At 71.6% G+C, this 25,552-nt stretch carries 26 protein-coding genes and 4 tRNA genes; 15 read left to right on the forward strand and 15 right to left on the reverse strand.

What is annotated here, in order from left to right:
* Positions 1–25 precede the first annotated feature (25 nt).
* Together E7Z54_RS23140 and E7Z54_RS10485 are read right to left on the reverse strand one after the other, a co-directional pair.
* Positions 26–196 (reverse strand): hypothetical protein, encoded by a 171-nt coding sequence (locus E7Z54_RS23140; RefSeq protein WP_168798267.1) that lies wholly within the window; start codon positions 194–196, stop codon positions 26–28.
* Between the two features lie 166 nt (positions 197–362).
* Complete coding sequence (locus E7Z54_RS10485; RefSeq protein ID WP_109697153.1) at positions 363–566, reverse strand: cold-shock protein; 204 nt, start codon at positions 564–566, stop codon at positions 363–365.
* A gap of 375 nt (positions 567–941) precedes the next feature.
* On the opposite strand from E7Z54_RS10485, the gene E7Z54_RS10490 reads away from it, so the two are divergent.
* Positions 942–1,014, forward strand: a tRNA-Lys gene (locus E7Z54_RS10490).
* Here E7Z54_RS10490 and E7Z54_RS10495 read toward each other — a convergent pair.
* Positions 1,012–1,440, reverse strand: coding sequence for a Fur family transcriptional regulator (locus E7Z54_RS10495; protein WP_240769615.1), 429 nt, complete (start codon positions 1,438–1,440; stop codon positions 1,012–1,014). The two genes, E7Z54_RS10490 and E7Z54_RS10495, sit on opposite strands and share 3 nt — an antisense overlap.
* Before the next feature lie 169 nt (positions 1,441–1,609).
* Here E7Z54_RS10495 and E7Z54_RS10500 point away from each other — a divergent pair, with 169 nt between their 5' ends.
* Positions 1,610–2,629 (forward strand): hypothetical protein, encoded by a 1,020-nt coding sequence (locus tag E7Z54_RS10500; RefSeq protein ID WP_136433479.1) that lies wholly within the window; start codon positions 1,610–1,612, stop codon positions 2,627–2,629.
* Here E7Z54_RS10500 and E7Z54_RS10505 read toward each other — a convergent pair whose 3' ends face one another.
* Entirely contained in the window at positions 2,630–3,157 is a 528-nt protein-coding gene (locus tag E7Z54_RS10505; RefSeq protein ID WP_206056123.1) for a GNAT family N-acetyltransferase, read from the reverse strand. It abuts the gene before it with no gap.
* Between the two features lie 89 nt (positions 3,158–3,246).
* Here E7Z54_RS10505 and E7Z54_RS10510 point away from each other — a divergent pair, with 89 nt between their 5' ends.
* A complete protein-coding gene (locus E7Z54_RS10510) occupies positions 3,247–3,942 on the forward strand; it encodes a PaaI family thioesterase (RefSeq protein ID WP_136433481.1) in 696 nt (231 codons plus the stop codon).
* 94 nt (positions 3,943–4,036) lie between these two features.
* On the opposite strand, the gene E7Z54_RS10515 is transcribed toward E7Z54_RS10510, so the two are convergent.
* Positions 4,037–5,521, reverse strand: coding sequence for an NAD(P)/FAD-dependent oxidoreductase (locus E7Z54_RS10515; protein ID WP_136433483.1), 1,485 nt, complete (start codon positions 5,519–5,521; stop codon positions 4,037–4,039).
* A gap of 288 nt (positions 5,522–5,809) precedes the next feature.
* On the opposite strand from E7Z54_RS10515, the gene E7Z54_RS10520 reads away from it, so the two are divergent.
* The 3 genes from E7Z54_RS10520 to E7Z54_RS10530 are packed head-to-tail and all read left to right on the forward strand — an operon-like array spanning position 5,810 to position 7,554.
* Positions 5,810–6,790: an ATP-binding protein gene (locus E7Z54_RS10520; RefSeq protein WP_136433485.1), complete on the forward strand. Its 981-nt coding sequence runs from the start codon at positions 5,810–5,812 to the stop codon at positions 6,788–6,790.
* 10 nt (positions 6,791–6,800) lie between these two features.
* Positions 6,801–7,193, forward strand: a complete 393-nt coding sequence (locus E7Z54_RS10525; RefSeq protein ID WP_136433487.1) for a fluoride efflux transporter FluC — start codon at positions 6,801–6,803, stop codon at positions 7,191–7,193.
* 28 nt (positions 7,194–7,221) lie between these two features.
* Complete coding sequence (locus tag E7Z54_RS10530) at positions 7,222–7,554, forward strand: fluoride efflux transporter FluC (RefSeq protein WP_168798268.1); 333 nt, start codon at positions 7,222–7,224, stop codon at positions 7,552–7,554.
* On the opposite strand, the gene E7Z54_RS10535 is transcribed toward E7Z54_RS10530, so the two are convergent.
* From E7Z54_RS10535 to E7Z54_RS10545, 3 genes are all read right to left on the reverse strand, one after another.
* Entirely contained in the window at positions 7,545–7,901 is a 357-nt protein-coding gene (locus tag E7Z54_RS10535) for a metallopeptidase family protein (protein WP_168798269.1), read from the reverse strand. The two genes, E7Z54_RS10530 and E7Z54_RS10535, sit on opposite strands and share 10 nt — an antisense overlap.
* 70 nt (positions 7,902–7,971) lie before the next feature.
* Positions 7,972–8,045, reverse strand: a tRNA-Asp gene (locus E7Z54_RS10540).
* Between the two features lie 84 nt (positions 8,046–8,129).
* Positions 8,130–8,202 (reverse strand) — tRNA-Glu (locus E7Z54_RS10545).
* A 448-nt stretch (positions 8,203–8,650) separates the two neighbouring features.
* Between E7Z54_RS10545 and E7Z54_RS10550 the strand changes: the two genes are divergently transcribed.
* Positions 8,651–11,215, forward strand: coding sequence for a helix-turn-helix transcriptional regulator (locus tag E7Z54_RS10550; protein WP_136433493.1), 2,565 nt, complete (start codon positions 8,651–8,653; stop codon positions 11,213–11,215).
* Positions 11,216–11,285: 70 nt separating this feature from the next.
* Positions 11,286–11,359: transfer RNA gene (locus E7Z54_RS10555), tRNA-Phe, on the forward strand.
* Between the two features lie 102 nt (positions 11,360–11,461).
* Here E7Z54_RS10555 and E7Z54_RS23145 read toward each other — a convergent pair.
* Complete coding sequence (locus E7Z54_RS23145) at positions 11,462–11,608, reverse strand: hypothetical protein (protein ID WP_168798270.1); 147 nt, start codon at positions 11,606–11,608, stop codon at positions 11,462–11,464.
* A 417-nt stretch (positions 11,609–12,025) separates the two neighbouring features.
* Between E7Z54_RS23145 and E7Z54_RS10560 the strand changes: the two genes are divergently transcribed.
* The 7 genes from E7Z54_RS10560 to E7Z54_RS10590 all read left to right on the forward strand — a co-directional run bounded on the left by E7Z54_RS10560 (position 12,026) and on the right by E7Z54_RS10590 (position 19,644).
* A complete protein-coding gene (locus E7Z54_RS10560) occupies positions 12,026–12,613 on the forward strand; it encodes a TetR/AcrR family transcriptional regulator (RefSeq protein ID WP_136433495.1) in 588 nt (195 codons plus the stop codon).
* Positions 12,614–12,704: 91 nt separating this feature from the next.
* Positions 12,705–13,619 carry an alpha/beta fold hydrolase gene (locus E7Z54_RS10565; protein ID WP_168798271.1) on the forward strand — a complete coding sequence of 305 codons (915 nt, stop codon included), beginning with the start codon at positions 12,705–12,707 and terminating at the stop codon, positions 13,617–13,619.
* A 96-nt stretch (positions 13,620–13,715) separates the two neighbouring features.
* Positions 13,716–14,456, forward strand: coding sequence for a histidine phosphatase family protein (locus E7Z54_RS10570; RefSeq protein WP_136433498.1), 741 nt, complete (start codon positions 13,716–13,718; stop codon positions 14,454–14,456).
* Positions 14,453–15,352: an NAD(P)H-hydrate dehydratase gene (locus tag E7Z54_RS10575; RefSeq protein WP_206056124.1), complete on the forward strand. Its 900-nt coding sequence runs from the start codon at positions 14,453–14,455 to the stop codon at positions 15,350–15,352. Before E7Z54_RS10570 ends, E7Z54_RS10575 begins: the two co-directional genes overlap by 4 nt.
* A gap of 1 nt (position 15,353) precedes the next feature.
* The gene (locus E7Z54_RS24020; RefSeq protein ID WP_240769616.1) at positions 15,354–16,919 is read left to right on the forward strand and encodes an MSMEG_6728 family protein; all 1,566 of its coding nucleotides are present in this window, start codon (positions 15,354–15,356) and stop codon (positions 16,917–16,919) included.
* Between the two features lie 4 nt (positions 16,920–16,923).
* Positions 16,924–18,093: a PP2C family protein-serine/threonine phosphatase gene (locus E7Z54_RS10585; protein ID WP_136433502.1), complete on the forward strand. Its 1,170-nt coding sequence runs from the start codon at positions 16,924–16,926 to the stop codon at positions 18,091–18,093.
* Positions 18,094–18,222: 129 nt separating this feature from the next.
* A complete protein-coding gene (locus E7Z54_RS10590) occupies positions 18,223–19,644 on the forward strand; it encodes a hypothetical protein (protein WP_136433504.1) in 1,422 nt (473 codons plus the stop codon).
* A 49-nt stretch (positions 19,645–19,693) separates the two neighbouring features.
* On the opposite strand, the gene E7Z54_RS10595 is transcribed toward E7Z54_RS10590, so the two are convergent.
* The 6 genes from E7Z54_RS10595 to E7Z54_RS10620 all read right to left on the reverse strand — a co-directional run.
* Complete coding sequence (locus E7Z54_RS10595) at positions 19,694–19,882, reverse strand: DUF3073 domain-containing protein (RefSeq protein ID WP_136433506.1); 189 nt, start codon at positions 19,880–19,882, stop codon at positions 19,694–19,696.
* Positions 19,883–20,025: 143 nt separating this feature from the next.
* The gene (gene purM, locus E7Z54_RS10600) at positions 20,026–21,099 is read right to left on the reverse strand and encodes a phosphoribosylformylglycinamidine cyclo-ligase (RefSeq protein ID WP_206056125.1); all 1,074 of its coding nucleotides are present in this window, start codon (positions 21,097–21,099) and stop codon (positions 20,026–20,028) included.
* Positions 21,100–21,116: 17 nt separating this feature from the next.
* A complete protein-coding gene (purF, locus tag E7Z54_RS10605) occupies positions 21,117–22,577 on the reverse strand; it encodes an amidophosphoribosyltransferase (protein WP_240769617.1) in 1,461 nt (486 codons plus the stop codon).
* 103 nt (positions 22,578–22,680) lie between these two features.
* Positions 22,681–23,793, reverse strand: coding sequence for a diaminopropionate ammonia-lyase (locus E7Z54_RS10610; protein WP_136433509.1), 1,113 nt, complete (start codon positions 23,791–23,793; stop codon positions 22,681–22,683).
* 30 nt (positions 23,794–23,823) lie between these two features.
* A complete protein-coding gene (locus E7Z54_RS10615; protein WP_136433511.1) occupies positions 23,824–25,194 on the reverse strand; it encodes a dipeptidase in 1,371 nt (456 codons plus the stop codon).
* 48 nt (positions 25,195–25,242) lie between these two features.
* The coding region (locus E7Z54_RS10620) for a sterol carrier family protein (protein ID WP_136433512.1) at positions 25,243–25,552 on the reverse strand (310 nt) is incomplete at its 5' end.

The following is a 25,552-nucleotide window of genomic DNA, read 5'->3' on the forward strand; positions in this document are numbered from 1 at the left end:
CGCCCAGCGGGCCGCGCGGGGCGGCTCAGCCGAGCGGGTCGTCGTGCCGGTGGGTGACACCCAGGATCCGGTCGATCTCCTCGGGCGTGAGTCGGTCATCCGAGGCGCTCGCGGCGATGATGAGGTTCGTGGTCAGCTCGACCTCGACGAGCAGGTCGCCGTCCTCGAGGGATACGTCGTACTGGTCGCCGCCCATGACACCTCCCCCTGCACTCGCCGAGAACGGTCTTCCGCCTTTATTCTCCCCCGCTTCGCAAGGTGCAAACCCCGAACTTCAAACAAATATTCGGTGAGGAGCAAAAAGCTCGTGGGGCCCCGCCGAACCGGCGGGGCCCCACGTCAGGACGCGCAGTCTCCTCCGGTCAGAGGGGACGGACGTTCTCTGCCTGCGGGCCCTTCGGACCCTGGGTGACGTCGAACTCGACCTTCTGGTTGTCCTCGAGGGACTTGTAGCCAGAGGACTGGATCGCCGAGTAGTGAACGAAGACGTCGTCGCCGCCGCCCTCCTGCTCGATGAAGCCGAAGCCCTTCTCCGCGCTGAACCACTTGACGGTGCCCTGAGCCATGTTGCTCGTTACTCCTTGTGTCGGGGCGAGAGCCGCCACCTCGGCGACCCGCAGCGGATGCGATGACACGTCGCTCCGACCCGTGATGGGACACCACAAACCAGATACGCCGTCGGCCACAGACTCCGCAGGCGTCAAACCTTGAGAACTGCATCCGCTGCGAAATCGACCCTACCAACCAGCGCCGCCAAGGGAACTCCCCTGCTGCAAGGTTCTCGAAGTCGGGCGTGAAGGTTCCGCTACGGAGGCGTGACGCAGCGGGAAACCGGATGGCGTCCTCGACCGCAACCGGGACTCGCGCAGGCCCGTCCAGCGCGGGGGGTGGGGGTGACGCCGTACGACCGGGAGAGCGGACCACTATCCTGAGCGAGCCGAGGGCCCCTAGCTCAATTGGCAGAGCTGAGGACTTTTAATCCTTAGGTTGTGGGTTCGAGTCCCACGGGGCCTACCGACGCGGACCGTCGTGGCGGGCCGCACACTCCGCACAGAGACCGACCAGCTCCACGGTGTGGCTCACGTCGGTGAAGCCGTGCTCCTCCGCCACGGCGTGCGCCCACCGCTCGACGGCCGACCCCGTGATCTCCACCGTGCGACCACAGGAGCGGCAGACCAGGTGGTGGTGGTGCGAGGGGCTGCACCGGCGGTACGTCGCCTCGCCGGCGGGATTGTGGCGGACATCGACCTCGCCCGCCTCAGCCATGGCCTGAAGCGTCCGGTAGACCGTCGCGAGGCCGACCTTCTCACCGCCCTGGCGCAGGGCGTCGTGAATGTCCTGGGCGCTCTGGAAGTCGGTCGCCTCGCGCAGGGCGTCGGTGATCGCCAGCCGCTGGCGCGTCGGGCGCAGCGCGGTCGGTCGCTCCTCGGTGCCGGACAACTGCCCTCCAAGTATTGGGAATCGGTCTCAATCTACCCGGTGCTGCATCCCTCGATCCGGCTCAGCCCCCACCCACGTCACCCCCCTGCCTGTCCTTCCGATGCAAGGACGCTGCGGCCGAACCGGAGCTACCCTGATTTGGGGACGAGGGAGAGGGGAGGGCTCCGTCATGGGAAGCGACGACCAGTTCGGGCCCGACACGGAGACGATTCGCGCCTGGTTGAGCAAGCGCGCCAGCTACGCCGATGACGCCAGGGTCGCCGGCCCGCCCCACGACGCGCTCGGAGCGCCTGGCGCCGGCACCGAGGCGGCCGACCGGTCACCTGAGGCACCTGAGGCACCTGAAGCACCTGAGGCACCTGAGGCGCCCGCGGCTCGCTCGACCGCCGCGGCGCTCGACGACACGCCGCCGCACGATGTGGCACCCGAAGCGCCTCACGGCGCGCCTCGCCATGCGCGGCGCCCGACCGATGTCCCGGACGGCGTCGCCGCGGGTCTCTCGGTCCTCGACGCACTCGGCGAGGACCCACCTGATGCCCAGCCGGCCCCTCCACAGCGCGCCGACGACCCGCCCGCCACCGCAGAGATCCCGTCGGCGATCCCGCCCGCGCGGGTCGCCGAGCCGGTGGCCCTCGAAGTCGGCCGCTGGTCCGAGCCGATCGAGAACGTCACGGCGGCTCGCGCCAGCACCAACGTCGAGTTCCCGGTGCGCACCGTCGTCCCCCGCACGCTGACCGTCATCCTGGCTGCTTCCATCGCGGGGGCCGCGGCGTCGGCGTACCTGGCCTGGCAGCAGCCGTCGGCCGCGACCGTCGGCGCCGCCGGCATCCTCGGCCTGCTCTCGCTCATGGCGTGGGCGGCGCGCGCCGGTTCCACGACGGTCGGGTTGTCGATCCATCACGGCCAGCTCTCGGTCCACCACGGTGGCCAGGTCGAGGTCGTCGACCTGTCCAGCCACCACACGCCGATCGCGATCATCGGCGAACCCGGCCAGCGCCGGTGGCGGGTGCTCATCGAGCGCCCCGGCCTGCCACTGACCACGATCACCCGAGCGATGGTGGATCCGCACTCGTTCACCGCCGCGTTGTACCGCGTCCGCCCCGACCTCAGGCCGGGCACTCGAACCGCTGCACGCGAGCCGGCCGCGCAGGACGACTCCCAGGAGCACGGCGTCGGCCAGGCCTCCTGATCAGGTCGTGATCCAGTAGCGAAGCTTGCCGTTCCGCTCGTCCTCGCGAACCCCGCCGTTGCGCTCGATGGTCAGCCGCGACGGCTCGTTGTCGACGTCGCAGGTGACCAGCACCCGGGCGATCCCGAGTCCGGCCGCCTCGCGCACGCCGAGCGCCAGTGCGGCCGAGGCGTGCCCGAGCCGGCGCGCGGAGGGCTTCACCGAGAAGCCGATGTGGCCACCCTCCTCCAGCAGGAACGCGTTGAGGGTGTGGCGCAGGTTGAGGAAGCCCACGAGATCGTCGCCGTCGCTGCCATCGCCCGCCGCGACCCAGAAGTACGACGACCGGACCCGGGTGCCGTCGAGGTCGGCCGCTGACGTCAGCTCCGTCATCGCCACGAACTCTGCGCACCCCGCCTCGGTGGGGATCGGGTCGTGGCTGAGATTCCAGTGACCGGACCCGTGCATCTCCTTCGGGCCGCCGAAGTCCTCGAGCATCGCGACCCACCGCCTCCAGCGGCGGACGTCGGGGGCCACGAGGGATGTCATGGACTCATCTCATCAAGCCGGGGCGCTCCGCCGCCACCGGGATCAGTGGACCTCGGCCACTGAAAGAGAACGTGTTCTAGTCTGCTGCCATGGACCCGTTCCCGACCTCCCCGCCGGACCAGACCCCGGAGGAGGAGATCGCTCGTGAGGTCGGGCTCTGGCGTCCCTTCACCCAGGCGGTCCGCGACCTGGTCGACGCCAGCGTCCTCACCGCGGTCGACGAGGACGAGATCCGCGCCGCTCAGGCCGAGATCGAGCAGATCGTGTCCCGACTGCGCAAGGAGCAGCTGTCGGAGACGCTGGGGATGACCCATCGACCGAACGGCAGGCGCCGCCCGTGGGGCAATCCCGTGATCGGGGTCCGCAATCCGATCGCGCCACCCCTCGTCGTACGGACCGAGGCGACGGGGCGCGCGGAGAGCGACTTCCACTGTGGCGCCGCCTACGAGGGGCCCCCGGGGCTGGTCCATGGCGGCGTCGTGTCCCTCCTGCTCGACCAGATGCTCGGGCAGGCGGTCGGTGCCGGCGGGCGGCCGGGGATGACCGGGACCCTGACGATCGTCTACCGCACGGGCACGCCGCTCGGAGACCTGCGGTGCGAGGCGTGGATCGAGCGCCACGACGAGGTGAAGACCTGGGCGAAGGGCCACATCATCGGACCCGACGGCGTCACCGCCGAGGCCGAGGGCGTGTTCATCCTGCCGCGCTGGGTGCGCGAGCGGATGGCGGCCGCCGCGGCCGGCGAGGACGTCCCGCCGGTGCCGGGACTGAGGATCTTCGAGTAGGTCGTGCGCGACGGCGGACTCGTGACGGTCGCTGCGCGACCTCCTCGACCGGCGACGGGGGCGCTGCGCGACCTCCTCGACCCGCGAAGGTCTCCTACACCTTCACGCCGCGGGCGTTCTCGTCGCTGAGCCGCGCCTCCTCGGCGGCCTGCGCCTCCAGCTCCGCGCGACGACGCGCCTGGGCCGCCTCGTCGTACTCGCCCGGCTCGGAGACCAGGTCGGTCGCACCGCGCTCCAGCCGCTGCAGGGCCACGCGGGCGAAGATCTGCTGCTCGGTCGACGTGCGCTCCGAGCGTCCGGTGCCGATGAAGGAGACGAACCAGTGCAAAACGGCCGTGACGCGATTCTTGAAGCCGGTGATGTAGAAGAGGTGCACGACCAGCCACATCAGCCAGGCGATGACGCCGGTGAGCCGGAGCTTGCCGACCATCGCGACCGCGCGGAAGCGGCTGATGATCGCCATCGACCCCTTGTCGAAGTACTTGAACGGCTTCTGCGGCGCATGGCCCTTGAGCCGGCCGTCGATCTCCTTGGCCGCATACTTCGCGCCCTGGATCGCGACCTGCGCGACACCGGGCAGGTTGTCGAGCGAGATCATGTCGCCGACCACGAACACCTCGGGGTGACCGGGGAGCGTGAGGTCGGGGTTGACGGAGATCCGGCCGGCGCGGTCGAGCGGGGCGCCGGTCTGCTCCGAGAGCAGCTTGCCGAGGGGGTTGGCCTGGACGCCGGCCGCCCACACCTTGGTGACCGCGTCGACGCGCTGCTGGGTGCCGTCCTTGTACTTCACCACCAGTCCGCGCTCGTCGACATGGGACACCAGTGCGCCGAGCATGACCTCGACACCGATCTTCTCGAGCTTCTCCTGGGTCCACTTGCCGAGCTTGGCGCCGAAGGGCGGCAGCACCTGGGGTGCGGCGTCGACGAGGATCACCCGCGCGTGGCGGGTGCTGATCGCACGGAAGTCACGGGTCAGCGTGCGGTGGGCGAGCTCGGCGATCTGGCCGGCCATCTCGACACCGGTCGGGCCGGCGCCGACCACGACGAAGGTCAGCAGGTGGTCGACGTTCTCGCCGCGGGACGCCCCGAGCTCGGCCATCTCGAAAGCGCCGAAGATTCGGCCGCGGAGCTCGAGCGCGTCGTCGATGCTCTTCATCCCCGGCGCGAACTCCGCGAAGTGGTCGTTGCCGAAGTACGACTGGCCGGCGCCCGCGGCCACGATCAGGGAGTCGTACGGCGTCACCAGCTCGCGACCCAGGACGTGGGAGGTGACGAGCCTCTTCTCCAGATCGATGTCGGTGACCTCGCCGAGCAGGACCTGCGCGTTCTTCTGGTTGGCCAGGACCTCCCGCGTCGGCGGCGCGATCTCTCCTTCGGAGAGGATGCCGGTCGCCACCTGGTAGAGCAGCGGCTGGAAGAGGTGGTGCGTCGTCTTCGCGATCATGGTCACGTCGACGTCGGACCTCCTCAGCGCCTTGGTGCCGAACAGTCCGCCGAATCCGGAGCCGATGACCACGACCTGATGCTTGTCCGAGCGGCGTACCAACGCCCGATCCGGCATTCCGTCGACTGCTGCCATGGCTTCCTCCTGGCGCCTCGGTGACCTGTGCGAAAGGTGCGGTGGGCCGCGTTCCGCGGCGGCCGTGCCGGACCTCGTCGTCCGTCCGGCTCATTGTCCCGCGTGCGGCCGGTGACCCCCAAGCCAGCGCCGTCGTCTGGTCGGTCACAGGCGGAGATTTCGTTGAAACTTCTTGGAGTGAGCTGGTTTAGCGCGTGATCCACAGGGGTATCGGCCTCAGGATCAGCACTATCAGACCGATAAGAAGTACGGACTCGGGCGCTGAAACTTGCAGTGGAGGCTTCACCCGTGCCAAACCGGCAGACCCTGGAGCTGGGCCCCGGCCCACGCAGCGTGCACGATGCACGCCGCTGGGTCGTGCAGACCTGCCGGGACATCGGTCGCGAGGAGCTCTGCGAGTGTGCCGAGCTGGCCATCTCCGAGCTGGTCACCAACGCTGTTCTCCACGGCGAGCCACCGATCAGGATGCAGTTGCGCGGCACCCCCGAACATCCCCGGTTCGAGGTCCACGACGGTTCGACGATCGCGCCGCAGGCCTCGACCCAGGCCGGCGGCTTCGACATCGATGCCTTCGACCTCGGCGCCTTCGACGAGCTCGACCCTGAGCAGATCGCCGCCCTGACGACGGTGGGGCGTGGGCTGGACATCGTCGCCCGGGCATCGGTCGCCTGGGGAACCGAGATCGAGGAGGACGGCAAGACGGTCTGGTTCGAGCCGGCCGCCGACCTGTCGGAGACCGGTGGGGCGCCGTACCAGCTCACCCGCAGCATCCCGCCCCTGGCCGAGGAGCGCACCCGCGTCGGCGAGGTGGCCGTGCAGATCAACGGGGTGCCGGTGGCTGAGTTCGGCCGCTTCCAGCGGCACTACCGCGACCTGCGCCGCGAGATCCGGCTGCTCGCCCTCGCCCACGAGGACGACTACCCGCTGGCGAAGGTGCTCTCCGAGCACTTCAACGCGCTCGAGCGTCCGCTGCGGGCCAACATGGGTCGCGAGCAGGTGGACGACGCGCGCGGCCAGGGGCGCCGGACCGTCGACCTGCGGCTCCGGATGCCGCGGGACGCCGCTCGTCAGATCGGCGGCCTCACCGACCTGCTCGACGCTGCCGACGAGTTCAGCCGCGCCCAGCGCCTCCTCACCGCGCCGCGCTCGCCCGAGCAGCGGTCGTTCCAGATCTGGTTCCTCGGCGAGTTCCGCCGGCAGGCGGCCGGGGCAGCGCCCGTGTCGTGGCAGGGCGGATCCGGGACCGGCGCACCTTCGCGGGCCCTTTAGAGTCGCCCGCATGACTCCCCCGCCGCGGTTGCTTCTCGCGGTGGCTGCGGGCGGCGCGCTCGGTGGCGTCGTGAGGTACGGCGCCGGGCTGGCCGTGCCGGACGGGACCGGCATCCCGTGGACCACGTTCGCGGTGAACGTCGCGGGCTCCTCCCTCCTGGCCGGGCTGCTCCTGCTCCCGCTCGCGCGCCGCTCGGAGGTCTGGGCGGCGGGACTGGGGCCGGGCGTGCTGGGCGGCTTCACGACCTTCTCGGCGACCTCGGAGCAGGGGCGGGCGCTGCTCGCCGACGGCCACCCGGGGCTGGCGCTGGCCTACCTGGTCGGGACGCTGGCGGTCTGCCTGGCCGCAGTGGCGTTGGTGGGACGCATCGCTCCGCCGCTGCCCGAGGAGGACGAGCTGTGACCGCGCCGTGCCGCCTCGGAGGCTCCGCGTGACCGCACTCCTGGTCGCGCTGGGTTCCGGCGTCGGCTCCGTGCTGCGGTACGTCCTCGGCCAGCGGTTCGACGGGACCCGTCACACCGGCACCCTGACCGCGAACACCACGGCCAGCCTGCTGCTCGGCGCCTGCGTCGGCTGGTCCCTCGACGGGTCCACGCTCGCGATCGCCGGCGCGGGGTTCTGCGGCGGCCTGTCGACGTACTCCTCGCTGATGGTGCAGGCGCGCGATCTCGGCGGTGTCCGGGGCGCTGTCTACGCGGTCGCCACGGTCCTGCTGGGGCTGGGCGCCTGCGCCCTGGGCTACTGGGGCGCGGCTCAGGCGTAGCCGAGCTCGTGCAAGCGCGCGTCGTCGATGCCGAAGTGGTGGGCGACCTCGTGGACCACGGTGATGCGAACCTCCTTGGCGAGGTCCTCGCGGTCCTCGCACATGTCGAGCAGCGGCCCGCGGAACAGGAAGATCCGGTCGGGCAGCTGCGGGAGCATGGTGCCGTCCCGCTCCGTGAGCGCGACGCCGTCGTAGAGTCCGAGCAGGTCGTCGGGCTCGTTCTCGGGAGGCTCGGCCTCGACCAGCACGACGACGTTGTGCACGAGGCGGGCGATCTCCTCGGGAATCTCGTCCAGGGCCTCGTCGACGAGGGCGTCGAACTCCTCGGGGCTCATCTCGACCGGCACACCGGCCATTGTGCCCGGTCCGGGGATGCAGAGAGCCCCCACCGTGACGGTGGGGGCTCTGCTGTGCCGGCGACCCTGACGAGACTCGAACTCGCGACCTCCGCCGTGACAGGGCGGCGCGCTAACCAACTGCGCTACAGGGCCTTGCTGCTTCGTGGTGAAGCGGTGGAACTCTAACCCATCGCCTCGGCCGGTTCCCAATCGGGAGCCGGCATCCATTGTGCACCGCACCCCCAACCGGATTCGAACCGGCGTACCCGCCGTGAAAGGGCGGTGTCCTAGGCCGCTAGACGATGGGGGCCCGCTGCCCGTGGCATTGCCTCCAGCAGCCCGGCAAGCATAGTGCGAGGCCGTCATGGCGCACTCATTGCCGTAGTATTCGCCCCGATGGCATGGTCCACGAATGGTCCGTCCCTGGTCCGCGCATTTCCTGCAGACCAGGCGGCGTCCAGTCCAGAATGGTGACCTCACCCTCCGGGGGGCAGCGCTCGCCGTTGGGAGCGCACGCCGAGCGTTATGGGGCGCAGGCTCGGGTAAGGCGCCACCTGGGGGTGGGGATTGCATCGACCCTTCGCGCCCTGGAGAAGTGAATAAAGTCGATGACACAACTGGACCGCACTCGGGCGCTCCGCAAAGTCAGCGCAACCCCCACCAGAGAAATCCTTCGGCACCTGACCGACGTGGCGCACACAGCGCCGCCTCGTTCCGGCCGCGAACCCGACGACATACCGCGGGTACCCACCTCCTTCGTGCCCCGTCCCGTCCTGGCCCGTCGCCTCGGCCGGCTTGCGGCCCTGACCATCGTGGAGGCCCTGCCGGGCCTCGGCTCCACGTCACTGATGGCCAGCTGGGCTCGCGAGGAGCGGGCCCGCGGCCGAGACGTCGTGTGGCTGCGTACCTCGTCGGCCGACAGCGACGGTGATGCCGTCCTCGATCGCCTCGGGGCACGCCTGGTCGCCGCGGGGGTGATCCGGACAGCCCCAGCCGGCGACGACGAGTCCGGTCGACGATCCTGGCTTGATCGGCTGGCGCAGGTCAGCACACCGGTGATCGTGGTCCTCGACGACTCGGCCCGAGTGACCACGGAGGAGACGGCCGCGGCACTGGTCGAGATGGTCCGGTCCGCGCATGCGATCCACCTCGTCGTCCGGTGCGAGTCGGCGGCCCATTTCCACGACGCCGCCGTGGGCCACAACGTCGAGACGAACACCCTCCGCGGCACCGACCTGTGCGTTCGGGCCGACGAGCTGCCCTCCTTCGCCGCGGGATGGGGCCATGAGATCGACGCCGCGACGGCCGTCCGCCTCCATCAGCTGGTCGGAGGATGGCTGCATCCCACGCGACTGGTGCTGGACGCGAGCCCGCCCGGGGCACGCACCCTGGCCACCTACGCTGCCCACGAGTTCCTCCAGGAGCGGGTCCTGCGGGACCTGGTCGGCCTGGACCAGCTCGACACGGCGATGCGGCTCGCCATCCCGGCCGAGCTCGACCCCGACCTCGCCGAGGCGCTGGCGCCGGACGGCGCGGCGGCGGTGAACCTGCTGCAGCGCCAGGGTCTCCTCTGGCGGGTGCCGGAGGACGACGGTCTGGCCCGCTGGCGGTTCCCCACCCTGCTCCGCCGGAGCCTGCGCATGGAGCTCGAGCGCCGTGACCCCCAGGTTGCCGCGGCCGGGCACGGTGTCGTTGCCCGTGCCCTCGTCGCACGCGATCCGGGGAGGCACATGGCAGCCGCTGTCGAGCACGGGCGGCTCGCCGAGGACTGGCGCCTCCTGACGAACGCATGGCTCGAGCACGGATGGCTGCTGCTCGCGTCCGACCCCGACGCCTTCGAGCGGGCCTACGCGATGCCGAAGCCCCCCGCCGACCGCTCCCTCGCCGTCGCGGCAGGGCTTGCGCACGGACTCAGCCTGATCCCGGCCGAGGCCGACTGGGCGCTGCGCTCGGAGACGCTGATGCGGCACTACGCCCAGGTGGGATCAGAGTTCCTCGCGGCGGACGAGCCGAGGGTGGAGCAGAGGATCTCGCCGACCGCGCAGGTCGACCTGCTCACCGCTGCCATGGTGTCGCGCCGGACCGAGGGCCGGATCGAGGAAGCCCTCGCCCTGACCGGCGCCCTCGAGGACGCCACCCACCGACGCCGCGCCTCGGACGTGCACCTCCCGGCGTCCCAGTCCGCGTGGTCACGCGTTCAGGCCGCCACCACCTACCTGATGGCGACCCGGTTCGGGGACGCGTACCGCCTGGCCACGGCCGCACACGAGGCGGCACCCAAGACCGTGCTCGGGGCCGGCGCCGCCGGCATGCTCGCCGCTCTGCACGCCGGCGGCGGAGACCGGCTGGAAGCACAGCGATGGCTGACCGCCTACGACGCCGTGGATCTCACTGAGAGCTGGGCCGGGCCACTGGCCGGACTGCCGGCTCGCACCGCGAAGGCGATGCTGGCCATGGACCGGCTCGACGGCGTGACCGCGCACGCCGAGCTCGCCGACGCCCCCCTCACCGGGGATGCCCTGGGCATGTGGCCCTTCGTGATCAGTGCTCACACGCGCTACGCCCTCCTCTTCGGCGAGCCGGTGACGATGCTCGCGCGCGTCGACCACCTCGCGACGGTTCTGTCACGGCACTTGAGGGATCCCACGGCCGTGGGACGCCGGGTCTTCGACCGCTCGTCGGCCGACCTGATGCTCGCCGTGGGCGAGGTGGACCGCGCCCGGGCCTTCCTCGAGCGTCGCCGGGACCTGCCATCCTGGCTCTACCCGCCGGCCGCCCGCTTCCACCTGATCACCGGTGATCGACAGCAGGCGGCACGGCTGGCACGAGCCGGCGCCTGGCGCGACGACGTGCACGCGCGCGACCGCATGGAGCTTCTCGCGATCAGCGCGCTCGCCCTCCACGCCGAGGGCAAGCACTCGATGGCGCACGAGGACTTCCGGCACGCCCATGCGCTCGGGTGCCACACCGGCAGCCTCGAGCCGTATCTCCTGATGGATCCGGAGACCCGCCGGGAGCTGATGGCGGCCACCGGCCTCTCGCTGGACCCCGAGGCCGATCGCCTGCTCGCCATGTCACAGCCGGTCTATCCGAGATCGGCGGCGGTGACCCGCCTGACGCCACGCGAGCTCGTCGTACTCCGGGAGATGGCCCACCAGGAGACCGCCGCGGGCGTCGCGCGTGCGCTCAGCGTCTCCGTCAACACCGTCAAGAAGCAGATGATCTCGGTCTACGCCAAGCTCGGCGTGCACGACCGCGCGTCCGCCCTCATGCGCGCCCGACGGCTGGGCCTCCTCGACACCGGTGCCTGCACCGTGGAGTGACCGGTCGAGCCCGAGTGGCGGCGTCACTTTCGTACGACGCCGACCACTCGGGTATGGTGTGCGACTGCTTGGGCAGGTAGCTCAGTTGGTACGAGCGTCCGCCTGAAAAGTGGAAGGTCGGCGGTTCGACCCCGCCCCTGCCCACAAGCACGCAGGTCTCTGATCTGCAAGAACGCCCCCGCCGGGCCCGTCCGGCGGGGGCGTTTCGTGTCGCCGGTGTCCCGATGCATCTCGAGGGCGCTGTGGTCACCGGCTTGCGAGGTGCGGGAGGGCCGCTTGCCACACGGCCGAGGGGTCGGCCTGCTCGGCCGTCCACGTCGTCGACCGCAGCCGGCCGCGCTGCCGGTACTCCTTCATGATCGCCACGTGGTCTGGCCACGCGACGAACTGCATCAGTGCGTCCTCGTCCCGCCACACCGAGACCGAACCGCACTCGCGAGGCCACGGCTTGCTCCACAGCCACATCCCGACGCGCCGGTCAGTTCGGGCCAAGCGCTCCGGAGGCGCATGCCGGCGCGGAAGATGCCCGGCAGGTCTCGCATCGCGTCGGCACGGAAGGCAGTGACGGCGACGACGACCGCCTCTGCAAACGTCGGTCTCCGGTCCTCGAGTCCAGGAGCTGCGGACGACGCGGGGTCTGCGAACACCTAACATGCGATCTATCCACCCATTTTCAGCACGACCGTTCTATGACGTCGGAGGCTAGCACCCCGCCTTCGCAGGCGTGTTTTCCACGTACAGGCACTGACCGCGCGGCCGAACAGTGTCGTCACCTTGACCAAAAAAGCATGATCGTGCGACCCTGTTCGCGTGAGCAAGGGCCAGCAGACGAAGACCGCGATCCTCGACGAGGCCGTGCGCCTCGCGTCGCGGGTCGGATTCAACGCGCTCACGATCGGACAGCTCGCCGAGGCCACCGAGATGAGCAAGAGCGGGCTGTTCGCGCACTTCAAGTCCAAGGAGGCGCTGCAGCTCGCCACGCTCGACCGCGGTCGCGAGTGGTTCACCGGCGTCGTCATCCGGCCGACCCTCGCATCGCCGCGGGGGATCGCCCGCGTGCGCACGCTGTTCGACCGCTGGCTGGTCTGGGAGACCGAGACCCTCCCGGGCGGCTGCATCTTCGTCACCGGATCGATCGAGTACGACGACCAGCCGGGCCCGATGCGTGACGCGCTCGTACGCAACCAGCGAGACTGGGCAGAGTTCATCGAGTCGGTCGCGAGCGCCGCAGTCAACGAAGGCGACTTTCGCGCGGACCTGGACCTCCAGCAGTTCGCGTTCTCACTCCAGGGCCTCATCTACGCGTACCACCACGGCACCCGGCTGCTGCGCGACCCCAAATCGCTCGAGCACACCCATCGCGGCCTCGAGCTGCTGATCGACTCCGCCAAAGCCTAAGCAGACAGCGCACGACGTTCCGGGCACGGACTCGGCAATCGCCTCATCGACGGGAAGGGTCCTCATGGCACACCACGGAAAAAGCACGATCATGCGTTTTCGGAACGTCGGACTGCGGATGCTCTTCCGCAACGCGGACCTGCTGGCGCCGAGGCTGGCCGGGCGGATCGCCCGCGACCTCTGGTTCACCGCGCCACCTCGCATGGCCGACCTCGCGGTTCCCCCGGGCGGCGCGTCGTTCGAGGTCCACGCGCAGGGACACGCAGTGCGTGGCCGAGTCTGGGAGGAGCAGAGCGGCTCGTCCGAGCCGCCGAGGTCGGTCTACCTCATGCACGGATGGGGAGGACGCGGCTCACAGTTCGGAGCGATGGTCGAACCACTGGTCCAGTCCGGGTACCGGGTGGTCATGCTCGACGCCCCGGCGCACGGCGACTCCGACCCGGGCCCGGTCGGCCCCCGTCGTACCAACGGTGTCGAGTTCGCCAAGGCCCTGGATGCGGTGTACTGCAGGTTCGGACCGGCGGAGGCCGTGGTCGCGCACTCGCTCGGCACCATCGCCACCTACCTCGCCATGAGGTTCGGCTGGCTCGGGACGAAGCGGCTCGTCCTCATCGCGCCGATGGTCCAGTCACAATCGCTCTTCGACCAGTTCCAGGCGGCCCTCGGCTTCGGGAAGCGCACCCGACGTGCGTTCGACCGGTCGCTCTACGACTGGGTCGGCATCCCCGTCGCCGAGTTCGACGCCCGCTTCCAGGCGGCCCAGGTGGATCCGGTGCCGACCCTCGTCCTCACCGACCGCGGAGACCGCCAGACTCCCCACGCCGACGTCGTCGACCTCGCCACCTCGATCGGCGCCCCGCTGGTCACGACCGAGGGCCTCGGCCATCGCAAGATCCTCCGCGACCCCGACGTCGTCGCCCGGGTCGTCGACTTCATCGCGGGCCGCCGCCGCGGACGGCGAGCTCCCTTCGACCGCGTGAGCGAGTGGCGCCGCCTCACCCCCTGAGCGCCCGTGAACGGTCGCCGGGTCCCCTCGTGCGTCCGGCCGGTGCATCGCCCGCGGATCTCGGGGTACCGCCACCGTCGAGCGATGGGAGGCGCGATGCGACCGAGATGGGAGAGCGGCCCGGCCGAGCTGGTGCTCGTCCGGCACGGCGAGAGCGTGGGCAACCAGGCCGACGCCGCTGCACGGACCGCCGGGGCGGAGGCGCTGGAGCTCAGCGCGCGCGACGCCGACGTGGAGCTCTCCAAGACCGGACGGGAGCAGGCCGGCGCGCTCCGGGCCTGGCTCGCGGTCCGCGAGCGCGAAGCACTACCGACGGTGGTCGTGACGTCCCCGTACCGCCGGGCGGCCGACACCGCGGCGCTCGCGGTGGCGGGCGTCGATCTGGAGGTCGACCACGACGAGCGGCTCCGTGAGCGCGACCTCGGTCTCCTCGACGGTCTCACCGGCACCGGCATCCGCGCCCGCCATCCCGATGAGGCCGCCCGGCGCAAGAAGCTGGGGAAGTTCTACTACCAACCGCCGAGCGGGGAGAGCTGGGCCGACGTCGCCCATCGAGTGCGCGGACTCCTGGCCGACCTTCGCTTCGGGTACGACGGCGAGCGGGTGTGGCTCTTCACCCATCAGGCGGTGATCATGGGGTTCCGCTACGTCCTCGAGGGGATCGACGAAGCCGCACTGCTCGACCTCGACCGGGGGGTCAGGATCCCGAACGCATCGGTGACGACCTACTGCCGGCGGGGCCGGCTCCTCGAGCTCGACACCTTCGCCGACACCACCGCCGTCGACCGCCACGACGTCGAGGTGACCCGAGAGGCGCCCGCAGGGTGGCCGTCGTGACACCGGCCCCACAGGGGTACGCCGACGGGCCGCGGGTGGTCACGCCCGCGCTCCTCCGGAACTGGGCGCTGCCCGCGCCGGGGGCCGACAAGAACGCCAGCGGGCGTCTGCTCGTGCTGGGAGGGTCGATCCGCTCCCCGGGGGCGGTGCGCCTCGCGGGCGAAGCCGCGCTCCGCACCGGGGCAGGCAAGGTGGCCCTGGCGACGGTGGAGACCGTCACCGCCGGCCTCGGCCCGCTCTTCCCCGAGGCCGCGCTCGTGCCGCTGCGCGCGGACGACGTCGGCTCGATCGACGTCGACAGGGCCGAGGAGATCATCGAGCACGTCCAGGAGGCGGAGGTGCTGCTGGCCGGTCCGGGCCTGGTGGATCCCCAGCACGCCGTCACGCTGCTCGACCGCATCCTGGCGAAGACCGACGCCACCCTCGTGCTGGACGCGCTGGGCTCCGCGTTCGTCACCGAGCATCCCGAGGGGCTCCACCACCTCGACGGCCGCGCGGTGCTGACGGTCAACCCCGAAGAGCTGGCGCGGACCGCACACGCCACCGACGAGGAGGTCGGTCGTGCGCCCCTCGCTGTGGCCGCCCGGGTCGCCGCGCGGAGCCGCGCCGTGGTGGTGTGCGGCGGCACGACGAAGCACGTGGTGACCCCGGACGGCGAGGCCTGGACGGTGGAGGGCGGCGGACCGGGCCTGGCGGCGTCGGGATCGGGCGACGTGCAGTCCGGAGTCCTCGCCGGCCTCCTGGCCCGCCGCGCCTCCCCCGCCCAGGCGGCGGTGTGGGCTGGCTACGTGCACGCGCGCTGCGGCGAGCGGCTGGCCGCGTCGATCGGAGCGGTCGGGTACCTCGCGAGCGAGCTGCCGGGCCAGGTGCCTGCCGTGCTGGCCGAGCTGGGGTGACGTGCAGACGTTCCTGCCGTATCCCGACTTCGACCGCGCTGCCCGCGCTCTCGATCCCAAGCGGCTCGGCAAGCAGCGGGTCGAGACCATCCAGGTGGTGCGCGCGCTGACGAGGCCGGGCTACGGCTGGGCCAACCACCCCGCGGTGCTGATGTGGAGGGGGTACGAGGAGGCGCTCGGCCGGTACGGGCTCACCTGCTGCGAGGTCTGGACCGAGCTCGGCTTCGGGGACACCTGCGCCCTGACCATCGCGGCCGACCTGCGGGTGGTCGGCGTCACCGTCGTCCGGACGCAGGACGAGCTCGCCGACGCCGGTGCGCTGCCTCCGTGGCTGGGTGACGAGGAGCTGCACCGCAGCCACCGGTCCGCGCTGGTGCGGAAGGACCCGGACCACTACCGCTCCCTGTTCCCCGACGTTCCCGCCGACCTCCCCTACGTGTGGCCGGTCCGCTCCGCCGCGGCGGTCGCCGCGGAGCAGCGAAGGGCCGAGAACGACGTACGACGGCGGCAGCGCGCGCACGAGCGACGGCTCGTGGAGGCCGAGCGGCTGCACCGGAAGCGGAGCCGCGCGGCCAAGAAGGCCTGGCAGACCCGACGCCGGAACGCGGCCACGTCGGCGATCGGTCCAGGCGCTGCCGCCGCCCCGGCGGTCAGGAATGGCACCGAGCCGCCCGACGAGGCATCATCGCCGTCGTACGGGACGCTCGAGACCACGCGGCGACCACGCTCAGCACCGACCGGAGCCAACGGGAGACCCATGCGTACCTCGACGCTCGCCCAGAGCCTCAACGTCCACGTGGACGGACCGTCCGACGCTCGCCCCATCGTCTTCGCCCACGGCTTCGGCTGCGACCAGACCATGTGGTGCGAGGTCGCGCCCCGCTTCACCGACCGCTACCGCACCGTGCTCTTCGACTACATCGGCTCGGGCGGGTCCGACATGGCCTCCTACGACTTCGAGCGCTACGCCTCCCTCGACGGGTACGCGGACGACATCGTCGGGCTGGTCGAGGAGCTCGACCTGCGCGACGTCGTCCTCGTCGGCCACTCGGTCTCGTCGATGATCGGCGCACTGGCCCAGGTGGCGGCGCCCGACCGGATCACCGCATTGGTGATGGTCGGTCCGTCCCCGCGCTACATCGACGACGACGGGTACGTCGGCGGGTTCACCCGCGAGGACATCGACGGCCTCCTGGAGGCGCTGGCCAGCAACTACGTCGGCTGGTCGACCGCGATGGCTCCGGCCATCGTCGGGAACCCCGACCGGCCCCGTCTGGGCCAGGAGCTGACCGAGACCTTCTGCCGAATGGACCCGGACGTGGCCCGCAACTTCGCCCGGGCGACCTTCCTGAGCGACACCCGCGACGTGCTGCCACGGGTCACCGCTCCGACCCTCGTGCTCCAGTGCAGCGAGGACATCATCGCCCCCGAGTCCGTGGGGCGCTACGTCGCAGCGAAGATGCGGGAAGCCAAGCTGGTCCTGATGCAGGCGACGGGGCACTGCCCCAACCTCAGCGCCCCGGACGAGACGTCCGCGGCGATCGACGCCTTCCTCGACCCGGCCTGACGCCTTGGAAGAGGTCACCTCCGCCGCGTTCCACGACGCCCTGCTCGTCGACGACCCGGTCGCCCTCTACGACCGCGCGCCGTGCGGATACCTGTCCACGACACCGGACGGCGTCATCGTCAAGGTCAACGCGACCTTCTGCTCCTGGGTCGGTCACGACGCGTCCACGCTGGTGGGTCGCCGGCTCTCCGACCTGCTGACGGTCGGGTCCCGGATCTACCACGAGACCCACTACGCGCCGATGCTCCGCCTGCACGGCCGGATCAAGGAGGTCGCCCTCGACCTGGTCCGGCAGGACCGCACCCGACTGCCGGTGCTGCTCAACGCGGTGCTGGAGCGCGATGTCTCCGGCCGACCGCTGGTGGCCCGCCTGGCGGTCTTCGACGCGACCGATCGACGCCGGTACGAGCGCGACCTGGTGACGGCGAAGGAGGCGGCGGAGGCAGAGCGCGAGCGGAGCCAGCTGCTGCTGCGGACCCTTCAGCAGAGCTTCATCCCCCCTGCACCTCCGTCCGTCCCGGACCTCGAGGTCAGCGCGGCCTTCCACCCCGCCGACAGCGAGATCGGTGGCGACTTCTACGACATCTTCCCGATCGGCCCCCAGGAGTGGTACGTCCTGCTGGGCGACGTGTGCGGCAAGGGAGCGGAGGCTGCCGTCGTCACCTCCCTGGTCCGTCACACGGTCCGGGGCCTCTCCGTGCTCGCCTCGGACCCCGTGGAGGTCCTGGGCCAGCTCAACGAGGTCGTGCTGCGCTCGAGCGCCGACCGCTTCTGCACCCTGGTGCTGGGTCGCCTCGTGCGGCGCGACGGAACCTGGGAGGTCACCTTGGCCTCAGCCGGCCACCCGACGCCGCTGCTCTGCACCCCGGGCGAGCCTCCCCGGCCGGTCGGGGGGTCCGGGCCGCTGCTCGGCGTCCTGGAGGATCCCGTCTTCGCGCAGGAGACCTTCCTCCTCCGACCGGGCCACCTGGTGCTGCTCTACACCGACGGCATCACCGAGGCCCGCTCCCAGACGGAGCTCTACGGCGACGATCGCCTGGCGATCGCCTGCGCCCGCTGGGCGGCCACGCCCCAGGACCTGATCGCCGAGCTCACCGCCGAGGCCCTGTCGTTCGCCACCCGCGGCCGCGACGACATCGCCGTGCTCGCGTTCGGGGCCAGCGCATCGCCCTGACCGTGCGGACCGGGCGGGGGCGAGCGTCCGGGGGTGAGCCTGCCAGCGCTGGGCCGCACCGCCAACGATCGCGGTCCACTGACCGCGCGCCGGTTTGAGCCTGCGACGCAGAGGCGGGACAGTCGGCAGGTGCTCCCCCGCTTCGAGATCGTCGACCGCCAGCGTCCGGTCGCTGTCGTCGGCGTGCCCTTCCTCTCCGAGCAGTACGACGGTCGACGCGCGCCGTCCGGCGCCACCGCCGCGACTCCCCACCTCGCGCCGTACGCCGCGATCGAGGTCGGCCTGCGCCCGGGGGCCGGGTCGGCGGGGCCGACCACGCTCAGCCTCACAGGGGAGGACGACACCCGACTCAGCGTCCACCTCCACGACCGGAAGGTCTCGCTGTCGGTCGCCAGGGACGGCTCGGAGACCCGGCACCGGAGCCGGCGCCACGGCCGCTGCGCAACCGAGCCGACCCGCCTCGCCCTGGCCCTCACCGGACGCCACCTCGCGGTACTGACCCTGGAGCGCGGCTCGTGGGTGGTGCGCGGACGGGTCGACCTCGGCAGGACCGGCCGGCGAGGTTCACAGGCCGACACCCGCGACGTCGACTGGCTGGCCGGGCTGACCAGCTCGTGGGCCACGGCCGGCTCGACCCCCGGAGTCACCGACTGGAGCGCGGGCGCCTTCGGCCAGCTCGGGCTGCGCGACCTGAGGCTGGTGACGAACGCCGACGGCTCGCCCTACCGGGCGAAGGGGGGAGACGTGCTGTTCACCGCCACCAGCGCCGGCCCCGGGTTCTTCGACACCGCCCACACCTCGGTGTGGACCTGCCCGCCGGACGCGCCGACCCTGCGGCACACCGCCGACCTCTACTTCGAGCGATCGGACCGCCCGGGCGCCTGGGGCGACCACGCGACGCACCTCGTGCGCGACGGCGACCGGTGGCTGGTGGCGACGAGCACCTGGGCGGACTTCCCGAGCGAGAGGAGGGAACGCAAGACGGCCACCGTCGGCATCACGCTCGCGGAGTCGACGGCCGACCTCACCCAAGGACAGCACCGGCTGCCCACCCGCCCCCTGTCGCTGCCGACCCGAGGCCCCTCCGTCGGCGTCTGGGACCCCCACCTCGTGCGCACGCCGACGGGCGGTGCCGGGGAGTGGCTGGTGGGCTACGTCAGCGCGAGGCGGTTCTTCGACTTCCATCCGGTCCTGGCATCGGGGCCGAGCCTGGACGACCTCACGCTCAGGGGTGCGGCCACGGACCGCAGAGCCACCGAGGGCACCACCCTGGTCCGCGTCGGCCCCGAGTGGCGGGTGCTGGCCAGCGACGGCCGGGACAGCCCGCGACGCGTCCGCGCGCGCTACCCCGTGTTCGACCTCGGCCTCGCCGAGGTCGGAGTCCTTCAGGCGCCGTACCCGACCAACATCCCGTGGCCGAGCCTCGTGCCTCCGGCCGCGGGCGCACCCGAGGACGACTGGCTGCTCGTCACCTTCAACGGCAGGCCGTACGGCGGTCCACTCGTGGGCTACGGGACCCACGGGGAGGTCGTGGTGATGCGTCCGCGCTGAGCCCGTCGGGCGTCAGGCCCGCGGGCGGCACGGTGGGAGGCGCCGAGAGTCAGTCTCGGTGCGGGTCGGCATAGTCCGACCACTTCTCGAGCACTTCGGGCTCCACCGGGTCCTCGGTGCGGGTCGTCGGCTCCCCGTGGAGCTCGGCGGCCAGAGCCGAAAGATCGGTCTCGTGAGTCCGGTACTTCAGGTCGCGTGCGACCTTGGTCTGCTTGGCTTTCGCTCGGCCGCGGCCCATAGGGTCCAGCCCCCTCGCACACTTGGCCGGGTGCCCTCCGGGCCCCGGACTGCTGAATCAGAGTCTCGTGGTCACAACGGTACATGGCGCCCGGGTGTTCCCGCACGTCAGGGCACGCGACCCGCCGGGCCGTGAGTCGGAGATCACCAGCCGGGGTGCTGGCCCACCAGCTCGACCGTACCCTGCTGCGCCGGGTCGACCCCGACCTCGCCGGCGACCCAGGCGTCGATGCCGTCGTCGCCGAGTCGCGCGAGCGCCGCGTCGACGGCGTCGGGCGCCACCAGGGCGACCATCCCGACACCGCAGTTGAGCGTCGCTTCCAGGTCCGCCTGGGACACCTCGCCGAGCTTGCGGACGACGTCGAAGACCGGCGCGGGCGTCCACGAGGCGCGGTCGAGGGTGGCCTTGAGCTCCGCAGGCATCACTCGGGCGAGATTGTTGGCCAGGCCCCCGCCGGTGATGTGCGCCATGGCGTGGGTCTCGGTCTCGCGGGCGATGGCCAGGGCGGGCTTGGTGTAGATCCGGGTCGGCTCGAGGAGCTCCTCGCCGAGGGTGCGCCCGAACTCGTCGACGTGCCGGTCCACGGTCCAGCCCGCCTGGGTGAAGAACACGTGGCGGGCCAGGGAGTATCCGTTGGAGTGCAGGCCGCTCGCGGCCATGGCCAGTACGACGTCACCCGGCCGCACTCGACCCGGACCGAGCAGGGCGTCGGCCTCCACCACACCGGTGGTGGCGCCCGCGACGTCGTACTCGTCGGGGGCGAGCAGTCCGGGGTGCTCCGCGGTCTCGCCACCGACCAGGGCACAGCCGGCCTCGACGCATGCCTCGGCGATGCCCTTGACGATCGCCGCGATCCGCTCGGGGACCACCTTGCCGGTGGCGATGTAGTCGGTCATGAAGAGCGGCTCGGCGCCGCAGACGACCAGGTCGTCGACCACCATGCCGACCAGGTCGAACCCGATCGTGTCGTGCTTGTCGACCAGCTGAGCGACGGCGACCTTGGTGCCGACACCATCGGTGGAGGTCGCGAGCAGCGGACGCTTGTAGGAGAGCAGCGCGGAGGCGTCGAAGAGCCCGGCGAACCCGCCCAGGCCGCCGAGCATCTCGGGGCGGCGGGCCTTCTCGACCCACTCCTTCATCAGGTCGACGGCGCGGTCGGCCGCCTCGATGTCGACACCTGCGCGGGCGTAGGCGTTGCTGCCTGCGTTCTGGTCCACGATCGGCTGGTCTCCTGTCACGGATTGTTGAAGACGGGCAGGGCCTCGCCGTGCGTGGTCGGCTTGAGCGTCGCCTCGAGGAGGTGCTTGCCGAGGAGGCTCTCATCGGGGAGGTCGATGGGGTACTTGCCGGTGAAGCAGGCCGTGCAGAGCGCGGTCTCGGGCTGGCCGGTGGCCTCCACCATGCCCTCGAGGGAGATGTAGCCGAGGCTGTCGGCACCGACGCTGGCCGCGATCTCGTCGACCTCGAGCCCGTTCGCGATCAGCTCCGCGCGGGTGGCGAAGTCGATGCCGTAGAAGCACGGCCACTTCACCGGCGGGCTGGAGATCCGCACGTGGACCTCGAGTGCGCCGGCCTCGCGGAGCATCCGGACCTGGGCCCGCTGCGTGTTGCCGCGGACGATCGAGTCGTCGACGACGACGATCCGCTTGCCGCGGATCATGTGCTCGAGCGCGTTGAGCTTGAGCCGGATGCCGAGCTGGCGCAGGGTCTGGCTCGGCTGGATGAAGGTGCGGCCCACGTAGGCGTTCTTGACGAACCCCTGACCGAACGGGATGCCGCTCTCGAGCGCGTAGCCCGACGCGGCCGGCGTGCCGGACTCGGGCACCGGGATGACCAGGTCTGCCTCGACCGGGAACTCGCGGGCCAACTGGCGGCCCATCTCGACCCGCGCCTCGTGGACGCTGCGGCCGGCGATGGTGGCGTCGGGGCGGGCGAGGTAGACGTACTCGAAGACGCACCCCTTGCGGCGCGGCTCGGCGAACTTGTGGGAGCGCAGACCGTCCTCGTCGATCACGATCAGCTCGCCGGGCTCGACCTCGCGGACGACGCTGGCACCGACGGTGGCCAGCGCGGAGTCCTCGCTCGCGACGACCCATCCCCGCTCGAGGCGGCCCAGCACGAGCGGACGGATGCCCTCCGGGTCGCGGGCGGCGTACAGCGTGTTCTCGTTCATGAAGACGAAGGAGAACGCCCCGTTGACCTGCGGCAGCAGCTCGAGGGCGCGGGACTCCAACGACTGGTCCGGGTGGTGCGCCAGCAGCGCCGTGACGAGGCTGGTGTCGTTGGTCGCAGCCTCGAGGTTGCGGGCGTGGATGTCGAGCTCGCTCTCGTCGCTCGGCAGGTCGGCGACCATCTGGGCGAGCGCGGCGGTGTTGATCAGGTTGCCGTTGTGGCCCAGCGCGATCGAGCCGTCGGCGGTCGGGCGGAAGGTCGGCTGGGCGTTCTGCCAGGTGCTGGCGCCGGTGGTGGAGTAGCGGCAGTGGCCGACGGCGAGATGACCGGCGAACGACTCGAGCGTGTTCTCGTCGAAGACCTGCGAGACGAGACCCATGTCCTTGTAGACGAGGATCTGCCGGCCGTTGCTCACCGAGATGCCCGCAGACTCCTGACCGCGGTGCTGCAGGGCATAGAGGCCGAAGTAGGTGAGCTTGGCGACGTCCTCACCAGGAGCCCAGACACCGAAGACACCGCACACAAGTCTCAGCGTACCGGCGGCGCGTCACATCTCCGCCTTGGCGAGGCCTTCCACGATCGTGGTCCGGGCCACGTCCACGACCGACGATGGCCAGCGAGCGTGGTCAGCGGGAGGAGTTCCCGACGATCCGTGCGTACGACGCCGGGTCGGTCGCGCCCTCGGTCGAGACCACCAGCACGCGGTCGTCGGGGCGCAGGCCGACCGGTTCCGCGTGCGCGAGCAGACCGGCGAGTCCGGCGGCACCGGACCCGCCGGACTCGATGCCGGCCTCGGCCAGCGCACGCATCGCCTCCTCGGCGTCGGCCTCGGTCACGGTCGCCAGGACCGCGATGCCGTCACGCATCGTCGGCCAGGCCAGCGGCGACGGCGTGCCGCAGTTGAGGCCCGCCATGACCGTCTCGGCCTCACCCCCGGTGGTCACCGGCTCACCTGCCTCGACGCTGGCCTGCACGCAGCTCGCGGTCACCGGCTCCACGCCGACGATCCGTGCCTCGGGGAAGCCGCGCACCAGCGCCGCCGCCAGGGCACCGACCCCGATCTGGGCCGGCACCAGGGTCGGTAGGCCGGCCCCGACCGCCGCGAGCTGCTCCCGCGCCTCGAGCGCGATCGTGCTGTAGCCGTCGATCACCCATCCCGGCACGTCGGTGTAGCCCTCCCAGCTCGTGTCGGACACGACGACGTGCGCGGGACCGGCCAGCTGGGCGGACGTGGCCACCGCCTCGTCGTACGGTCCAGGGACCACGGTGACGTGCGCGCCCTCCGACCGCAGCGCCTCGATCCGCGCGGGCACCATGTGGTGCGGCACGAGGATGTGGGCGGGCAGGCCGAGGAGGCTCGCCATCCGGGCCACGGCGCGACCGTGGTTGCCGTCGGTCGCGGCGACGAGGGTGATCGTGGCCCCTGCCGCGGCGAGTGCGGCCCTGAGCCCCTCGAGTCCGCCGACCGCTGCCGGGTCGAGCTCGAGCCGCTCGCACAGCACGCGGTAGGTCGCCCACGACGCGCCCATGATCTTGAACGCCGGCATGCCGAGCCGGGTGGACTCGTCCTTGACCCACACCTCGGCGACGCCGAGGCGCTCGGCGACCGTGGACGCCGGCACGAGCGGCGAGGGCGCGTAGCCGGGCAGGGACTCATGGAACGCCCGGACGGCGGGATCCGGCTCCGGCGCGGCCAGGTCGCGCCGCAGGTGCGGGTTGCGGACGACCCGGGGACTCACGCTCGCTCCGCTCGCCTCGACCACCGGCAGTCAGCTCCCGGCGGCCAGGTTGCGCAGCAGCAGCGCCTCGGCCAGCAGCACCCGCTCGAACTCCGCGAGGTGCAGGCCCTCGTTGGCGCCGTGCGCGCGGGTGTCGGGGTCCTCCACCCCGGTGACCAGCACGGACGCCTGCGGGAAGGACTCGAGGAACTCGGCGATGAACGGGATCGACCCGCCCACGCCCATGTCGACGGGCTCGGTGCCGTCCCAGGCCTCGGCGAACGCCGAGCGCGCGGCGTCGTAGGCCGGGCCCGAGGCGTCGATCTTCGTGGCCTCGCCGGTGTCGACGATCTTGACGGTCAGCCCGGCACCCCACGGGACGTGCTCCTCGAGGTGCCGCCTGAGGCAGGCGACGGCGTTGTCGGTGGTGTCGCCGGGCGCGACGCGCAGCGCGATCTTCGCCCGCGCGGCGGCGACGAGCGTGTTCGAGGCTCCGTCGACCTTCGGCGCGTCGATGCCGGTGATGCTCAGCGCCGGCTTCGTCCAGAGCCGCTCGACGGCCGAACCCTCGCCGATCCACTCGACGTCCGGGGCGACGCCGGACTCGGCGCGAAGGCGCTCCTCGGGGTAGTCCACGTCGGCGGCCGGGCCGCTGTAGAGACCCTGCACCGCCACGTTGCCCCGGTCGTCGTGCAGGCTGGCGATGAGGCGGGACAGCGTGATCAGCGCGTCGGGAACCAGTCCGCCCCACATGCCGGAGTGGACCGCGTGGGTCAGCGTGCGGACCTCGACGTCCACCCGGACCAGGCCGCGCAGCGACGTGGTCAGCGCAGGCACGCCGATGTCCCAGTTGCCGGAGTCGGCGATCACGATGACGTCGGCCGCGAGCCGCTCCTGGTACTGCTTCAGCAGCGCCGGAAGTGTCTCCGAGCCGACCTCCTCCTCTCCCTCGATGAAGATCTTCACCGACACCGGGAGGTCGTCGCCGAAGGCCCGCAAGGCGGCGATGTGGGTGACGATCCCTGCCTTGTCGTCGGCCGCGCCGCGGGCGTAGAGCCGCACTCCCGTCGCGCCCTCGCGAACGGTCGGCTCCCACGGCGGGCTGTCCCACTCGCTGTGGTCGTTCTCCGGCTGCACGTCATGGTGCGCGTAGAGGAGGACGGTCGGCGCCCCCTCCGGCCCGGCGCGGTGACCGATCACGGCAGGCGGCGCGCCGTCGAAGGCTCGGACGATCTCGACCTCGAGGCCCTCGGCGGCGAACAGGTCCGCCGTCGCCTGCGCGCTGCGTTCGACCTGGTCGAGGCGCGCCGGGTCGGCGCTGACCGACTGGATCCGGACGAGATCCTCGAGGTCCTTGCGGACTCCGGGGAGGAGGTCGTTGAGGCGAGCGCGGAGGGCCTCGGTGGCGACGGGTGCAGTCATGGATCAAACCTATGCGAAGCCTCGACCGGCGCCGCTCCGAACCCCGGCCTACCCGAGGGGGAGGAACGCGGAGAGGTCCGTGCGCTCCCCGCTGGCCTGCACCCGTCCGTCGGCGACGGCCTCGGTCCAGCTGAGCGTGCCCGTGGCGAGCGCGATCCAGGTGCCGGCGTCGGTCTCGATCACCGCGGGCGGAGTGCCGCGCGTGTGCCGGACGCCCTCGACGACCTGGACAGCGGCGAAGGGCGGCACCCGCACCTCGACCGAGCGTCCGGGAGCGCGATCCTCCAGGAGCGCCAGGTAGTGCTTGGCGAGCAGCCTCAGGTCGGTGCCCGACGCCGGCTCGCCGGTCGCGACGGCG

This window comes from Nocardioides sp., assembly GCF_004803405.1.
GTDB classification, from domain to species: domain Bacteria; phylum Actinomycetota; class Actinomycetes; order Propionibacteriales; family Nocardioidaceae; genus Nocardioides; species Nocardioides vastitatis.

What these genes read in the sequence shown, in the direction of transcription:
- E7Z54_RS23140 (WP_168798267.1), bottom strand. Translation starts at nt 196, where the DNA reads ATGGGCGGCGACCAGTACGACGTATCCCTCGAGGACGGCGACCTGCTC.
- E7Z54_RS10485 (WP_109697153.1), bottom strand. Translation starts at nt 566, where the DNA reads ATGGCTCAGGGCACCGTCAAGTGGTTCAGCGCGGAGAAGGGCTTCGGC.
- E7Z54_RS10500 (WP_136433479.1), top strand. Translation starts at nt 1,610, where the DNA reads ATGGGAAGCGACGACCAGTTCGGGCCCGACACGGAGACGATTCGCGCC.
- E7Z54_RS10505 (WP_206056123.1), bottom strand. Translation starts at nt 3,157, where the DNA reads ATGACATCCCTCGTGGCCCCCGACGTCCGCCGCTGGAGGCGGTGGGTC.
- E7Z54_RS10510 (WP_136433481.1), top strand. Translation starts at nt 3,247, where the DNA reads ATGGACCCGTTCCCGACCTCCCCGCCGGACCAGACCCCGGAGGAGGAG.
- E7Z54_RS10515 (WP_136433483.1), bottom strand. Translation starts at nt 5,521, where the DNA reads ATGGCAGCAGTCGACGGAATGCCGGATCGGGCGTTGGTACGCCGCTCG.
- E7Z54_RS10525 (WP_136433487.1), top strand. Translation starts at nt 6,801, where the DNA reads ATGACTCCCCCGCCGCGGTTGCTTCTCGCGGTGGCTGCGGGCGGCGCG.
- E7Z54_RS23145 (WP_168798270.1), bottom strand. Translation starts at nt 11,608, where the DNA reads ATGCAGTTCGTCGCGTGGCCAGACCACGTGGCGATCATGAAGGAGTAC.
- E7Z54_RS10565 (WP_168798271.1), top strand. Translation starts at nt 12,705, where the DNA reads ATGCGTTTTCGGAACGTCGGACTGCGGATGCTCTTCCGCAACGCGGAC.
- E7Z54_RS10570 (WP_136433498.1), top strand. Translation starts at nt 13,716, where the DNA reads ATGCGACCGAGATGGGAGAGCGGCCCGGCCGAGCTGGTGCTCGTCCGG.
- E7Z54_RS10595 (WP_136433506.1), bottom strand. Translation starts at nt 19,882, where the DNA reads ATGGGCCGCGGCCGAGCGAAAGCCAAGCAGACCAAGGTCGCACGCGAC.
- E7Z54_RS10615 (WP_136433511.1), bottom strand. Translation starts at nt 25,194, where the DNA reads ATGACTGCACCCGTCGCCACCGAGGCCCTCCGCGCTCGCCTCAACGAC.